General features: G+C 60.8%; 13 protein-coding genes. 6 read left to right on the top strand and 7 right to left on the bottom strand.

The annotated features are described in order from the left end of the window. Window positions 1–143 precede the first annotated feature (143 nt). Together FAX90_RS04750 and FAX90_RS04745 are read left to right on the top strand one after the other, a co-directional pair. Window positions 144–830, top strand: coding sequence for an RraA family protein (locus FAX90_RS04750; protein WP_144095993.1), 687 nt, complete (start codon window positions 144–146; stop codon window positions 828–830). 59 nt (window positions 831–889) lie between these two features. Then, window positions 890–1,828 (top strand): hydroxyacid dehydrogenase, encoded by a 939-nt coding sequence (locus FAX90_RS04745; protein ID WP_240704718.1) that lies wholly within the window; start codon window positions 890–892, stop codon window positions 1,826–1,828. Between the two features lies 1 nt (window position 1,829). On the opposite strand, the gene FAX90_RS04740 is transcribed toward FAX90_RS04745, so the two are convergent. Continuing rightward, window positions 1,830–2,567, bottom strand: coding sequence for an IclR family transcriptional regulator (locus FAX90_RS04740; RefSeq protein WP_144095989.1), 738 nt, complete (start codon window positions 2,565–2,567; stop codon window positions 1,830–1,832). 274 nt (window positions 2,568–2,841) lie between these two features. On the opposite strand from FAX90_RS04740, the gene FAX90_RS04735 reads away from it, so the two are divergent. The 4 genes from FAX90_RS04735 (at window position 2,842) to FAX90_RS04720 (ending at window position 8,124) form a co-directional block, all read left to right on the top strand. Continuing rightward, window positions 2,842–4,203, top strand: a complete 1,362-nt coding sequence (locus FAX90_RS04735) for a TRAP transporter large permease subunit (protein ID WP_205700615.1) — start codon at window positions 2,842–2,844, stop codon at window positions 4,201–4,203. 1 nt (window position 4,204) lies between these two features. Further along, window positions 4,205–4,462, top strand: a complete 258-nt coding sequence (locus FAX90_RS04730) for a hypothetical protein (protein WP_144095988.1) — start codon at window positions 4,205–4,207, stop codon at window positions 4,460–4,462. 265 nt (window positions 4,463–4,727) lie between these two features. Continuing rightward, window positions 4,728–6,902: a TonB-dependent receptor gene (locus FAX90_RS04725; protein WP_144095986.1), complete on the top strand. Its 2,175-nt coding sequence runs from the start codon at window positions 4,728–4,730 to the stop codon at window positions 6,900–6,902. Window positions 6,903–7,692: 790 nt separating this feature from the next. Next, complete coding sequence (locus FAX90_RS04720) at window positions 7,693–8,124, top strand: acyl-CoA thioesterase (RefSeq protein WP_144095984.1); 432 nt, start codon at window positions 7,693–7,695, stop codon at window positions 8,122–8,124. Between the two features lie 45 nt (window positions 8,125–8,169). Here the strand turns inward: FAX90_RS04720 and FAX90_RS04715 are convergent, their stop codons facing one another. The 6 genes from FAX90_RS04715 to FAX90_RS04690 all read right to left on the bottom strand — a co-directional run bounded on the left by FAX90_RS04715 (window position 8,170) and on the right by FAX90_RS04690 (window position 14,535). Continuing rightward, window positions 8,170–9,078 carry a beta-keto acid cleavage family enzyme gene (locus tag FAX90_RS04715; RefSeq protein ID WP_240704717.1) on the bottom strand — a complete coding sequence of 303 codons (909 nt, stop codon included), beginning with the start codon at window positions 9,076–9,078 and terminating at the stop codon, window positions 8,170–8,172. A gap of 106 nt (window positions 9,079–9,184) precedes the next feature. Beyond that, window positions 9,185–10,039, bottom strand: coding sequence for an HAD-IIA family hydrolase (locus tag FAX90_RS04710; protein WP_144095982.1), 855 nt, complete (start codon window positions 10,037–10,039; stop codon window positions 9,185–9,187). Further along, entirely contained in the window at window positions 10,036–11,514 is a 1,479-nt protein-coding gene (locus FAX90_RS04705) for a biotin carboxyl carrier protein (RefSeq protein ID WP_144095981.1), read from the bottom strand. The genes FAX90_RS04710 and FAX90_RS04705 overlap by 4 nt, the downstream gene beginning before the upstream one ends. Next, window positions 11,511–12,845 carry an acetyl-CoA carboxylase biotin carboxylase subunit gene (locus FAX90_RS04700; protein WP_144095979.1) on the bottom strand — a complete coding sequence of 445 codons (1,335 nt, stop codon included), beginning with the start codon at window positions 12,843–12,845 and terminating at the stop codon, window positions 11,511–11,513. Before FAX90_RS04700 ends, FAX90_RS04705 begins: the two co-directional genes overlap by 4 nt. An 11-nt stretch (window positions 12,846–12,856) precedes the next feature. Beyond that, a complete protein-coding gene (locus FAX90_RS04695; protein ID WP_144095977.1) occupies window positions 12,857–13,327 on the bottom strand; it encodes an acetyl-CoA carboxylase biotin carboxyl carrier protein in 471 nt (156 codons plus the stop codon). Beyond that, window positions 13,324–14,535 (bottom strand): Tm-1-like ATP-binding domain-containing protein, encoded by a 1,212-nt coding sequence (locus FAX90_RS04690; protein ID WP_144095975.1) that lies wholly within the window; start codon window positions 14,533–14,535, stop codon window positions 13,324–13,326. Before FAX90_RS04690 ends, FAX90_RS04695 begins: the two co-directional genes overlap by 4 nt. Between the last annotated feature and the right edge of the window lie 12 nt (window positions 14,536–14,547).

Here is a 14,547-nt window from a genome sequence, read left to right as displayed (position 1 = left end):
GGGTCAGGATGCCGCAACACCGTTCTGCCCTACCCGCATCGTATGAAGAGGCTCGCCCCTCTTAGTCAAGAATGCATATCCATATTGCAATGGCGTTGCGTTTTATATAGTTCAGCGCAAAGCAATTAATCGACGGGGTTAGGATGACCGGGTTTTCCATCAGCCAGCGGAATAGCTGCGCCAGCCAACAAGACGTAGAGCGATACCGACAGCTGCCGGTTGCGGTCGTCAGTGACGCAATGAACCGTCTGTCCGCTGGTGGAGCGCGGCTTCGCAAGATCCATCGCGAGGGATTGCTGATCGGCCCTGCCGTAACGGTCCGCACGCGCCCAGGTGACAACCTCATGGTGCACAAGGCACTCGACATGGCTGTTGCCGGCGATGTCGTCGTTGTCGATGCGGGCGGCGACCTCACGAACGCGATCATTGGCGAGCTGATGGTAGCCTATGCCCGCAAGAAGCGACTTGCCGGGATCGTCATCAATGGCGCCATCCGTGATTTCGGTGAACTTTCGAAGGGCGATTTTCCGGTTTTTGCGGCAGGTGTCACGCATCGCGGCCCATACAAGGATGGCCCGGGCGAGGTGAACAAGGTCATCGCGCTTGATGGCATGCCGGTTCAGCCAGGCGACCTCGTCATGGGTGACGAAGATGGCCTGATCGCCATTCCGCAACGGCAGCTCGATACCGTCTATGCAGCCGCACTGGCGAAACATCAGGCGGAAACCGCGCAGATGCAGGCGATCGAACGGGGCGAGAACGATCGTACCTGGGTTGACCGCGCGTTGATGGCCGCTGGTTGCACAGGCATGCCCGGAGTAGCCGCCTGATGGTGCAACAAGCCAGGCTGCGCATTGCAATCCTAGGTAAGCCTATCGCCGCTTCGGCGATGAACATGGCCGAAGCGGTTGGTGCCGAAGTCATCGCATCCAATGCCTATCTGGATGCCGGTGAACTGGAGGCGTTCCTGTCATCGCATCAACCCGATGCCATCATACTTCGCCTGGGCAAGATACATGGCGAAGCCATGGACAAGTCTCCGGGGCTAAAGATCATCGCCAAGCACGGGGTTGGTTACGACACCATTGACCTGGAGGCTGCAACCGAGCGCGGCATCACTGTCTCGGTCGCCACCGGAGCCAATGCCATTTCGGTGGCAGAACATGCTCTTGCCCTCATGTTCGGCGTTGCCCGGGGGGTCGCCTGGCTCGACAGCAGAATGAGAGACGGGCACTGGGACAAGGCCGATTTCCTCGGCACCGAATTGTTCGGCAAGACGCTGGGCATCGTCGGCATTGGCGCGATTGGGCTTCACTTGGCCAAGATCTGTCGCGGCCTCGGAATGGATATCCGGGTCTTCGATCCAGCCCCCTCTCTTGCCGGAGATGAGGCGTTCACGCGCGTCGACTCCATCGATGAGCTATTGCGCCAAAGCGACGTCGTCAGCCTGCATTGTCCGCTGAATTCGGCGACGCGCAATCTGATCTCGGCCCCTCAGTTCGAGAAAATGAAACAGGGCGCAATCATCATAAACACGGCACGCGGCGGGCTCATCGACCACGACGCGCTCGTCGATGCGCTGGACGCTGGCCAGATTGGCGGCGCTGGTCTCGACACCTTTCCGGAAGAACCGCCGGTTCTGGCAGAAGGTCTGCGCCGCCAAGGGAGGTTGGTGGTCAGCCCGCACGTCGGGGCCAGCACGCTTGAAGCTGGTGCGCGGGTCGGGAAGTTGGCCATGCAGCAGGTGCTTGATTGCCTCGCGGGACGCGAGATCGACCGCCGTTACGTCGTCAACAAATCGAAAGACAGCTCATCCCGACCGCAGTAGGTCAGGCCTCGACCGCGAAACTGGCTTTCAGCGCCGCCGCCATCGCATCCTCGCCGCCAAGTTGCCTGCTGAGCAACCGCGCTGAGGCGCGCATGTCGTCGGCAAGCTCAGTGGCCCTCTGCTCCGTCAGGCGATTGCATGGACCTGCGAGAACCATTGCGCCGAACAGGGCACCGCCACTCTGGAATACCGGAATGGACAACGATGCAGCATAGGGGTCTGAAGCGCCGGACGAGTACAACGGCAGGGTAAAGCCTGTCACATCATCGGCGTTGTCACCAAAGCGACGCAGCACTTTCGCCGAAGAGGCATCATCCATCGGGCGAATTTCACCCGGCTGCTTGTGCACGCCCAGTTGGTGTGGCGAGTTCACGCGATACTGACACAAGCGATAGCTGCCGTGCCGGATATAGATCGAAGCGGTCTCGCCTGAAATGTCGACGAGCGACTGAAGCACCGGAATGACGTAGTGCTCGGCGTGCATCGCTTCGGAATAGATCAGGTTCAACCGCGAAATTTCGGGACCCAGCCGGTAATCGCCATGCAGATCCTTGATCAGAAGATTATGATCGATGAGCGAGGCAGAGAGCCGCAAGGCGGTACTCTTCACCAGATTGGTGCGCGCTGCGATTTCGGCCAGCGAGAGCGATTCGTCCCCGCGCTGGAAACAGGTGAGGATCGTGAGGAAGCGATCTGCGCTTGCTCGACCAGGCATCGTTTTCGGATCTTTTGCCACCATGCGTTCCGTCTAATGGAGCGAAGAACGCTTGTATAGCTCCACATAGTGCCGGTTTTTGGGGTCCGAACCCGGCGCGCGGGCCTTTCTCTCCGCGAATTCTGCGCTTATATGAAACGTCGTTGCATTTTCTTAGTGTGTAGCTAAAAGACTGTCCCAAAGGGTGAGGAAAAGGTGTGAAGCGCTCCGGGGAGCCTCAATGGCCCGATGGCGGAGCCGCGCGTCAAACATCCAAGCCTTCGTGCAATCTCGGCCGACAGGGTCGCAACGAAGTGGAATGACAGTGCCGATCCCCACCGCCCTGGCGGCCCTTGTTGCCTTCATCGTCGTTATCATCGCCTGGAATGTGCTGTTCAAGCGCAACATGGGCGAGGCGATGGCGCTTGGCCTGCTGGTGACAGCTGCCTTTGCCGGCACGCAAGCGCCCAGCTATCTTGTCGACGGACTTACCGGTGCGCTTGACCATGAGGTTCTGTTTGCCGCGCTCGCCTTTGTTTTCATGGCGTTCCTGATCGACGAAACTGGCCTGATCGGCAAAATCATCGATGTCCTCAATTCCGCCTTCGGGCGTATTCGCGGCGGCCCCGCATATGTTGCGACAATCGCCTCCGCCATCTTTGGCGCGCTTTCTGGCTCGAACTCGGCCAACACGGCTGCCGGCGGTTCATTTACCGGACCCTGGATGGTGCGCACCGGTTGGACCCCGGCGCGTGCCGCTACCGTCCTGGCAGGCAATGGCGGGCTTGGCGCGGCGCTGCCGCCCAGCGCATCGATGCTGATCATGATCGGGTTTGCAGGTGAGTTGGTGACGACCGGACAGGTCTATCTCGCCCTGCTCACCGCCGGAATATATCAGATATTGCATCGCATCGTCATGGTCCGACTGTTCATCGCCATGGACCACATCCCGCATACATCGGGCAACACGGACATCCTCCCGCTCAGGACCACGCTGAAAGCGGGCCTTGGGGCGCTGTCGATCTTCCTGGGGGCCATTATCCCGATCGCTGTCACGATCGGCCCCATCGCCGACTATTTCGGTCGCAACGAAGCCATGGCCAGCGCGCTCGATTCGATTTCGATCCTGATCTGGATTCCGGTCATGATCACGACCTTTGCCCTGATCGCAGGTCGCCGGAATCTGCCACACAGCGTGCATGGCTGGGTGGACATGCTCGGCCGGTCCATGCCGCGTTTTGCGACAATCGGAGCGCTACTTTATTTTGCCATCGCGGCCAGCGAGGTCTTAGGCAACCTGGGCCTGGCAGCAGACGTCGAGATGCTTACCCGGACCGTTCCATTCTCGGCGCTCGGCATGCTCATTGCAGTTGGTTTGCTGATCGTCATCGTGGCGGGGCCATTGTCCTCTACAGCGACATTGACCGCGGTGGGGCAGGTTTCGCTTCTGACCCTGGTCGGGATCGGGCTCGATCCTCTGGCGGTGGTCGTTGCGATCCTGGTCTTTGCGTCGACGGAAGGGGCATCTCCCCCGGCATCGGGATCCATCTTCATCGCCGCCGGACTGACCGGCGCGAAACCCGAGGCGACGTTCATTCCACTGATCGTCTATTACGTCCTGCCAATCTTCGCCATCGCCTGCTTGGTCGGCATTGGCGTATTGCCGCTCTTGAGAGGCTGACATGAAGAACCGGATTTTTTCGCATCTGCGCACGTTGTTCGTGATTTCGTTATGCCTGTGCATGATCCTGGGGGCGGCACTGACATTGGCGCAGTTTATCGGCGTTCTGCTGCAGATGCCGCAGCTGTTGGTGATGAGCGAAGCACTGCTTCTGAAACCGGCCATTGCGGCGTCAGCGGCCTTTGGCCTGCTCTCCTTCCTTGCATCCTATTTCCAGCCGGGCGGGCAAGGTCACGATGAAGAGCTTGAGGAAATCTAGCCTTCATCAAATGCCATCCACAACACGCTCAAAATCCAGCGTCACCGCGCCTGCAGAAACACAGAGCGGTATTCCGGAAACCACGTGTTTGCGGATCGGAAGGTCCTGCCCGGCGCCGTCGCGTGAGAATTTTTTGCTATTAAAATGCAACTTCGTTTCGTTTTAGGCTTGTCTTACGGCAAATCTGCTGCCAACAGACCCGCAATAACATCGGTGTCGTTGCACTTTGACGTGCGCCGCACCGGGAGGATGGGAGAGCACAATCATGAAGAAATCTGCCTTTATCGTCGGCGCCTCTTTCGCCGCAATCGGCGTCGCAAGTCCTGGCATCGCACAAGTGGCCGAACCCTCGGGGCAGGATGTGGTTCGCAATGACAACGTGATCATCGTGACGGGCCTCAAGCGCGACCAGGACCTGCAGGATGTCAACGTCGCAGCAACCGTGATCGACGGTGATAGCCTTGCCGATCTTGGCGTCGAGCGTTTCGACGACCTCCAAACGGTTGCGCCCAGCCTCTCGATTACCGATTCCGGCCTGACCCAATCCGTCAATATTCGCGGTATCGGCCTCGCCAGCGGCAGCCCGAATGCCGCCAACGGTGTCGCCACCTATGTCGATGGCGTATTCCAGCCGCCGATCGTGAGCACCAACAGCTTTTACGATATTGCCTCGATAGAGGTGCTGCGCGGTCCGCAGGGCACTTTCGTCGGCTCGAACTCCACCGGTGGCGCGATCTTTATCAATTCCAGGGCGCCCGAGCTTGGCGCTGTCAACGGCTACGTTCAGGGCGAAGTCGGCAATTACGAGCGTCGCGGCCTTGAAGGTGCGGTCAACCTTCCGGTCAGCAGCACGCTTGCCGTTCGCGCTGCCGGCATTTTCCGCGATCGTGGCAGCTTCTACACCACTCCCATCGACAGCGAGCCGGGCAAGCTGCACGAATACGGTGCCCGGCTGGGCGTCTACTGGGAACCTTCCGCCAGCTTCAATGCCCTCATCCGGGCCGAATTCGCGGACAAGAAGACAGGCGGCTATGCCTATCGCCCCACCTTGGGCACGTTTTATGAAGACGCGCGCACGTCGGACATCCGCCGTCTCGATTACAACAGCCCCACGCAAAACGACGAAACGAACGAGCAAGTCACGGCTCGCCTGGAATACTATACCGGAGGCGGAACGACTTTCCGCGTAATCGGCGGTTACCAGGACAAGCAGATCAACAATTTCTACGATCAGGACGCGACGTCCGATGCACTTAACGAGCAGAGCCAGTACGTCCGCGAGGAAGTCTACACGGCAGAGCTGAACATCCTGTCCGATGACAGCAAGCGCTTGAGCTGGATCGCGGGTGGCTATTACCAGCGGAACGAAATCCTGATCGACATCACCAACAACCCGAACGGTTTCCCGGTCGACGTCGATGGCACCAATCGCAAGATCACCACGGGCCTGTTCGCACAGGTCACCTACGACCTGACGGATACACTCTCGGTCGATCTTGGCGGCCGGTACAGCACTTACGATGTCACGGGAGACGGTGCCGTTCGCCTGCGTCTTGTCGGCCCGCCTCCGGGTGTGCAAGTGGGCAGTCTCGCCGGTGACTATGATGATGATCAGTTCACCGGAAAGCTGGCGCTCAATTTTGAACCGAACCCCGACCACCTGTTCTATGCCTTTGTGGCAAAGGGCTACAAGTCGGGCGGTTTTGCGAGCCCGACAACTTCGTTCGATCCCGAAGTCATCTGGGATTACGAAATCGGCTGGAAGGGAAGTCTTGGCCCGGTCAAGGCCCAGCTTGGCGCCTTCTATTATGATTACAGCGATTTCCAGCTGGATATCACCCTGCCGGAAACGGGGCGATCTTCGCTGATCAACCTGACGGACGCCACGGTCAAAGGTATCGAAGGCCAGGTCCAGGTCCGCAGCGGCGGGTTCGATCTGAGCGGCGGCTTCGCCTATACCGACAGCTCGCTTTCCGGGGCCGACATCCTAGATATCCGCAGCTTTGCGGATGCCAATCCGGGCGTCAACAACCTGCCGCAGTGCGGGCCGAGCGAAGATCCCGGCGATCCGCCGACCTGCGCTGACTATTCACCGTTTATCCTGACGACGGATGGCGGCCCGACCCTGTACTCGCCAGAGCTTACTTTCAATGCGACGGCCGCCTACACGTTCTATGCGGATGAAATCGCGATTACGCCACGGGTCACCTATACACACCTGGGCAGTCGCTTCGCCTATATCGCTTACGACCCCGTGCGCGACAAGCTGCCCGCGTTCGATCTGGTGAATGCCTCTATCTCGTTCGAATATGATGATATCAAATTCGATTTCTTCGCCACCAATATCTTCAACGAAGAATATTCGACCGGCCAGAGAGACAACAACGAGTTTTATGGGGCGCCGAGGGAATATGGCATGCGCGCTCGCTTCGACTTTTGATTGACTGGAACGACCACCAGAAGGCTTATCGCATGGGTTAAGTCTGGGTGGTCGTTCCTCTTCCCCATGCCGGGATGAGGGCATTCCCCCACACATTGAGTAACTGCCAGGGTGCGCGCACTCACCTAACAGCCGGTCCGGCTTGAGAACCCAATTTATGATTATTCTCGCAACTCATCACGTGCACAACGTCCGTTTTGGGAGTTGATGGACTGGGTGTCTACGTCCTGAACGAGGGCGCATAGTGGACCGCATCTTCTCCTCCGGACCAGAATTTCCCAATGATTTGAGTGCCCATCTTTGTTACGCCGGGCGCACCAAATCTGGAAATCGGCAAATTCCCCGGACCGACTATGGAAGATTGCGTATCGGGCGGCGAGAAACAGAAAGCTGTTGTACGCGCAGATCCTCGGCACCGGCGGTCCCCGACCAACTTCGGTAGGTTGATCAGGCCTGCACGTCTGTCTGATTTTGACGGATTCATCGCGAAGCTGTGCGGATCATTTGCCCCAGGCTCGATCCTTTGGGCTATCTCGCCAGTTTCTCAAAAGACGGCATCGAAGCGCTCGTCGCCAGTTGCGCCAAAGTCGAATGGCTGGGAGCGGCATATACCAGGATCGCAAGTTGGAATTCCGGACGTGCCATCCGAGGCCCAATTGTGATTGTCGGTCCGGAAACAGTCACTGAAACTGATGGTGCAGCAGCGAGCGGAAACCCGCTAACACTTCCGCATTGTCTGACAGTTTCGAAGCCTGTTGCGACCCCGAAATCGCCGTAGTAAGCCGTTTGCATGACATCAGATTTTACGCCATTCCTGACCCGTGAATACCGCATCGAATGGGGGCATTGTGACCCGGCCGGTATCGTCTATGCGCCTCGCTTCCTCGAAATGTTTGGCGAAAGCACGATCATTCTCTTTGAGCAGGCGCTGGGCGTTCGCAAGCGCGACATGCTGAAGGAACGAGGCGTGGTCGGCTATCCCATGGTGGACCTTTCAGCCAAGTTCGTTCGTCCCGCCGCCTATGGCGACGTGGTCACGCTTGAAGCGGCCGCGCCGGATTTCGGGAACAGCAGTTTCACAATCGCGCATCGGCTGCTGAAGGATGGCGAACTGTGCGTATCGGGTGTCGAGAAGCGCGTCTGGACCGTTGCGGACGCATCGCGAACCGGCGGCATGAAGGCGGAACGTGTTCCGGATGCGGTCCGTAACGCCTTTGCGTGAGAAAGACGCCGCTGGCTTAGGCCAGCAGCGCCTTTCCGCAAGGGATCAGATCGGATTGAGGCCCAGCACTTCCCGGGACTGTGCGGCAGACATCGGCTCGATCCCCAGTTCCGCCATGATGCGAACCTGGCGTTCGACCAGCATGAGATTGGTGGCCTTTACCCCGCGTGCATAATAGTGGTTGTCCTCCAGTCCCACGCGAACGTGGCCGCCGAGCAGCAGGGCCTGCGTCGAAGCGGGTAGCTGCGCCGGGCCGATGCCGGACACGCACCAGATCGATTGCGGGGGCAGGCATTTCACCATGAAATCGAGAATGTCGGCTGAATAGGGCATGGCCCCCTGAAAGCCCATGTCGCCGCCCAGCACCATGTTGATGTAATAGGGCGGCTTGTCATAGCCCTTCTGGATCAGGCGAGTGACGTCTTGCAGGATATGCTCAGGGCTGAACACTTCCCACTCCGGCTTCTTGCCCTTGTCGATGATGCGCTTCGCCAGGGTTTCGCAGCGCGAAGGGGTCGTGATCACCACCACTTCGCGTTCGCCCCCGTTGCAATCCGCCACGGTCACACCGTCGAAGGTGCACATTTCCGCGCCCTCCGCATCGCAGCCGCGCAGGCGTTCCTCGAAATCGGTTTCGAAAAGGCCATCGCCGCGGTCGACCAGCATGTCTCCGGAATTGCCGCCGCCGGTGGAGTTGTTGATGATGATGTCGCACTTGGCCCGAATGCGCGCGTTGATGTCGGAATAGATGTCCGGATTACAGGTGGCCTGATCGTCCGGCCGCCGGGCATGAATCGCGGCGATCGAGGCGCCAGCCTTGCTGCATGCTGCGACGACGTCGGCGATTTCCTGCGGCTGGGTGGGCAGGGCCGGGTTGGCGCTCTTCATCGACATGCCACCGGTAGGTGCGATGGTGAGCATGCGGCGGTTGTTCAGATCGATTTGTGAAGACATCGGATATCTCTCGGCTCGAGGGTGAGGGACGGGGTCATCGTGCGCTCAGGCACGCGTCGCCTCTGGTTCAAATGCTGGCATCGCTATCAATCGTTTGGCGTGGCCCTCACGAGATGACGGCGTGCAGGGTGGCAAGATCGTCGATCAGCAGTTCGGGTCGTTGTTCCGGCGGCAGCTGGTCGATCGTGTCGCGCTTCATCAGGCCGGTGGTCATCCCCACGCCAAACGCACCGGTGGCCTTGGCCATGCCGATTTCGAGGACGGGATCGTCTCCGACGATGACGACGTCGCGGCTGTCTGCCGGGGACAGGCCCATGCCCGCCAGTGCGGAATTGAAGGCAGTCACCGATGGCTTGCCCAGCACGGTCAACTCGGTATCGGTAAGCGACTGGATCATGACGTTGAGGGCAAAGCTGGCCCCGATCGCGCGCCCGTCGGCGGTGGCGAAGAACGGCACGTGGCTGGCGGATGTGAGGATCGCCCCGTCCCATATCGATTTGCAGGCCGCTTCCAGATCCGGGAAGGTGAATTCCCGGAACCAGCCGGTGTAGACCGCCTCGACACCGCTTGCCTCGGCAGCAGGCTCCACGCATTCGATCCCGCGTTCGCGCAGCGGCGCGGCAACCCCGTCACGGCCGAGCACGCGGACCTTGCCGATGCCCTGCTGTTCGAACCAGATCGCCGCGGCGGTGGACGGGGTCATGAACTCGTCGTCGGCGATGTCGAAGCCGGCCTGCCGCAGACCCGCTGCATAGATCGCCGGGGGCTTGCCGGTGCCGTTCGTGAACACGCGAAAAGGTTTGCCGAGCCTGCGGATCGCATCCAGCAGTTCGATCGCGCCGGGCAGGGCCTCGTGCCCGCCGGACGCGGCGTTGCCCAGCGCAATGGTGCCATCCATGTCGAAGATGAAGGCCTTGGCCGATGCGATACGCTGGGCCAGTTGATCCGTGATCAGGCTCATGAGACGGCAGGTCCTGCATGGAGGGCGATCCGCATGCCATTGGCGTCGACCACGAGGTCTTTTGCCGCGGGGCGTTCGGCCAGTTGCTTGAGAAGGGAGAGGATCGGCGCTGCTTCGGGGCTGTACCGAGCACCTGAAGGGCCATTGGCCAGCATCGCGTCGACGTGGTTTTCCGGCATCACCGCGCGCAGCAGGAATTCTTCGTCAGGCATGGTCTGGCCGAATTTCCGGCGCAGTTCCTGAAGCGAGGGGAACGCAGGCTCTGCCGCGATTTCGCGTGCGCGGGGCCGGTCGAGGATCGCCGCTTCGACGTCCGGGTCCAGCGGGCTGGTCGGATGGCCGAATTTGCCCATGACATAGCGCAGGATCTCATCGCTTACCTGCGCATAGCGACCCGTGCCGATCACGTTGGCAAGCGCCTGGCTCATGACCATCTGCGGGAAGGGCGTGACCATGATGGGATACCCCAGCTCAGCACGCACCCGTTCGGTCTCGGCCACCACCTCGTCGAACTTGTGCTCGAGGTTCAGCTCGCTCAGCTGGCGGCGCGTGGTCGTCATGACGCCGCCTGCGACTTGGTGGCGCAGAAAGCTGGCATCGAAGTTCTGTGGACGGCCTATGGGGTGCCCCTCTGCGGCGGCAAGGCGGCTCCAGTAATCGGACACGGCGGCCAGCGCCTTGTCGTCGATAGGAACGTCGTGCCCCAGTTCGCGCAAGTTGGCGACCATGCGCGAGGCTTCGGGCAGCGATGACCCATCGCCAAGCGGGCCGATGCCGACATGCACCGTGCCGACAGCGCCGCTCTCCACCGATTCCAGGCTGGCCAGCGGGCCGTAGCCGATGGTGCAATGCGCATGGATTTCGAGCGGCTTGTTACCGATCACCGCTTTCACCGCCGGGGCCAAGGTGCGCGCGCGTTCTGGCGACAGCAAGCCGCCGGGATCCTTGATGTAGAAACAGTCGATGTCTTCGCTTTTCGCCAGTTTGGCGGCGAAACCGGCGTAGAACTGGTCTGTGTGGACTTCGGACAGGGTGAAGGTGAGCGCGCCCATCACGGTCGCCTCGCCTTCCTCCTTCACCAGCTTGCTCGCCGCCAGCACGGCTTCGACATCGTGCATCGGATCGAGCATGATGAACTTGCGGATGCCGTTGGCCTGCAAGCGGCGGTAAACCAGGCGCATGAATTCGGGATCGGCCTGTTGCCAGGCGATAAACCGCAGACCGGTGGTGATGAATTGCAACGGCGTGCGCGGCATCGCTGCGCGCACCCGGCGGATGCGTTCCCAGGGGTTGTCGCGGAAATAGCGCACCGCCACGGCCATGTGGCTGGATGAGATGAAGTCGATCGCTTCAAAACCGACGCGATCGAGCAGGCCGGCAACTTCCAGGATCTGCGCGGTGGAAAGGCCGGTCGCGCCCCACAGCGACTGGTTGCCGTCACGAATCGACACGTCGGTCAGCGTGATCGCGCTCATGACGCGAACTCCTTGAAGAAGCGGGTGTCGACGCCGCCTTTGCGAAAGGCCTCGTCGGCGGCGATTTTCGCGTGCAGGCCAGCCGTAGTGGTGATGCCCTCTATCGCCATCGTGGCGAGAGCCATGCCGAGTTTAGCGACCGCCTCTTCGCGCGTGGCGGCATGGACGATGAGCTTGCCGATCAGCGAATCGTAGAACGGCGGCACTTTGCCGCCCGTCGCGATATGCGTGTCGACCCGGATGCCGGGACCGGCGGGCCATGCGGCGCGCGTAATCGTTCCGGGGGACGGCCGGAAATCGGCATCCGGGTCTTCGGCATTGATCCGCACTTCGATGGCATGACCTACGGGGAGGAGATCGTTTTGCCTGATGCCAAGCGGATTGCCGTCTGCGATGAGGATCTGCTGCTCGATCAGGTCTACGCCGGTGATGGCTTCGGTCACCGGATGCTCCACCTGGATGCGAGCGTTCATTTCGAGAAAGTAGAAGTCGAAGGTTTCGGCATCGACGAGCATCTCGACCGTACCCGCGCCCTTGTAGTTGAGGTGGCGCGTAAGGCGTACGGCGGCCTCTTCGATTGCGGCGCGCTTGTCGTCCGGAATGGCGGGGGCGGGGGCCTCTTCGACCAGCTTCTGAAATCGCCGCTGGATCGAACAGTCGCGCGTGCCGAGATGGATGGCCGTCTTGCCATCGCCCAGCACCTGAACCTCCACGTGGCGGCCGCTTGCGATGAAGCGTTCCACGTATATACGCGGGTCGCCGAAGCTCGCCTGCGCTTCTGCCATGGCGGTGTCGATTTCTGCCGACAGGTCTTCCGCCCGGTCGACGCGGCGCATGCCCTTGCCGCCGCCGCCGGACACGGCCTTCAGCAGCACGGGAAAGCCGGTTTCCTCGGCCCGGGCCAGTGCCGCGTCCTTGTCAGCGGCTTCCCCTCCGGGCACGACAGGAAGGCCAGCCTCGATCCCGACCTTGCGCGCCATGAGCTTGTCGCCCATCGCGTTCAGGCTGGAGATATCGGGGCCGACGAACACGATCCCGGCATCGGCCGCGGCTTGCGCGAAGCGGGCGTTCTCAGACAGAAAACCATAGCCGGGATGGATGGCGTCGGCGCGCGAAGCCTTGGCCGCAGCGATGACGGCATCGACATCGAGATAGCTCTGGTTCGACGGGGCAGGGCCCACGATGGCCACCTCGTCAGACTGCAAGGCAGGTAAGCTGGTGGCATCGGCCTGCGAGGCGCCAAGGATGGTGGTAATGCCAAGGCGCTGCGCCGTGCGGATGATCCGCAGGGCGATTTCGCCGCGATTGGCGATGAAGAGGCGCTTGATCATGCCCCGCTCCGTCACGCAGGCCGCACATGCATGATCGTGACCCCGCCATCGACCATTTCGGAATTTTCCACGACGACTTTCTCGATCGTGCCCGCGCATCCGGCGTGCACCGGGTTCATCAGCTTCATCGTCTCGATGATGCCCACCACGGTATTCTCGTCCACCGTGTCGCCCACTTCCACGAAAGGCGGCGCGCCCGGTTGCGGCGAGCGGTAGAAGGCGCCGGGAAGCGGGGCGGCAACGGCCAGCAGGCCATCGGGCAGTTGTTCAACCGCGGCAACCTTCTCACCGCCAGCGGTGGCCTCGGTTTCGGAGAAAGCCCAGTCCTGCGTCCAGCCACCAGTTGAACCGCCCTCTGTGCTTCCCCGGTCGAGGCGCAGGCGAAAGGCGTCGGTCCTTATATCAAGCCGGTCGTAGCCGCTGCCATCGATTATCGCGACGATCTCGGACACGGCTTCAGGGGTAAGGGGCAATTTGCTCATGCTGCCAGGTACTCACGGGCCTTGGCGAGGATCGCATTGGCGAACGTCTCATCGTTGAAATGGCCATCCTCGACATGGAGATCGACATTGGCCGGCATGACGCTGCGGACATAGTCGGCAAAGGGCTTGGGCATGTCGGGATCGTGGATGTGTCCATCCGGGCTGTCATGGTTGGAAAACCCGCCAAGGGGGACGAAGAAGCTGATCGGGCCATTCGCCTCGGCAAACATGCCCGCGAGATGGTCGGCCAGCTGCTTCAGTTCGGGCATTTCGGTGCGCACTGCAGTCAGTGCGGGATTATGCTTGTGATAACGCTTGCCGGGAAAGGTCTTCTCCGCCTCTTCCAGAGGGCCAGCGATCACGAAGTCGGCGTTGCCAGGGGCAAAGATGGTCGGCACGCCCTTTTGCAATCCCGCCTTGCCGCGATCCGGCCCGCCATTGGCGAGGCCGTTTTGCAGGTAGTCGCCGATTTCGGTAACCGACAGGTCGAGCACCAGTGCCACGTCCTTGTCGGCCGCGATGGAATCGAGCGTCGGCCCGCCCGCGCCGGAAGAGTGGAACACCATCACCTCGCAGCCATCGGCCTCCAGCGCCTCGCGAATAGGGCGTACGGTTTTCTCCGTAGTGGAAAGCATGGTCATCAGGACCAGCGGTTTTCCGGAGCTTGCTTCCGGTAAGTAACCCTTGGCCATTCCTGCAACGGCATTGGCGGCATTGCGATAAACGTCGCGCGCAATGGTGTTCAGGCCCGAGATGTCGGTAACCGAATTCATGATCGCGATGTCCTTCACGCCGATGTATGGCGCGACAAACCCGGAGGCCATGGTAGAGACGATGAGCTTTGGCAGGCCATAAGGCAGCGCCTGCATCACGAAGCCTGCCAGCCCGGTACCCATCGAACCGCCTACGGCAATCACGCCCGACAGGCCTTGTTCGGCATGGGTCTTCATTGCCTGCTTAATTGCGCCCTCGATCATCACCGCCTGGCACTTGCCTTCGTGACCCAGCGCGCGGACCTGTTCGATCGTGTGCCCACCAGCCTCGGCAACCTGCATCGGGGTGATCTCTGCACCTTCGACATAGCGGCGGATGCTGCAATCGAGATGGATGACGTCGCAGCCATCGCCTTCTAGCACGCCGCGCACGAAAGCCGCTTCCTCATGCTTGGAATCGTTCGTGACGATCATCATCACTTTGGGCTTCGACATTGCTCAGGTCCT

The sequence above is a fragment of the Croceicoccus sediminis genome (assembly GCF_007570835.1).
GTDB lineage: Bacteria > Pseudomonadota > Alphaproteobacteria > Sphingomonadales > Sphingomonadaceae > Croceicoccus > Croceicoccus sediminis.
The sequence above is the reverse complement of the archived record's forward strand: the minus strand, read 5'-3'. Positions and strand labels throughout refer to the sequence as shown.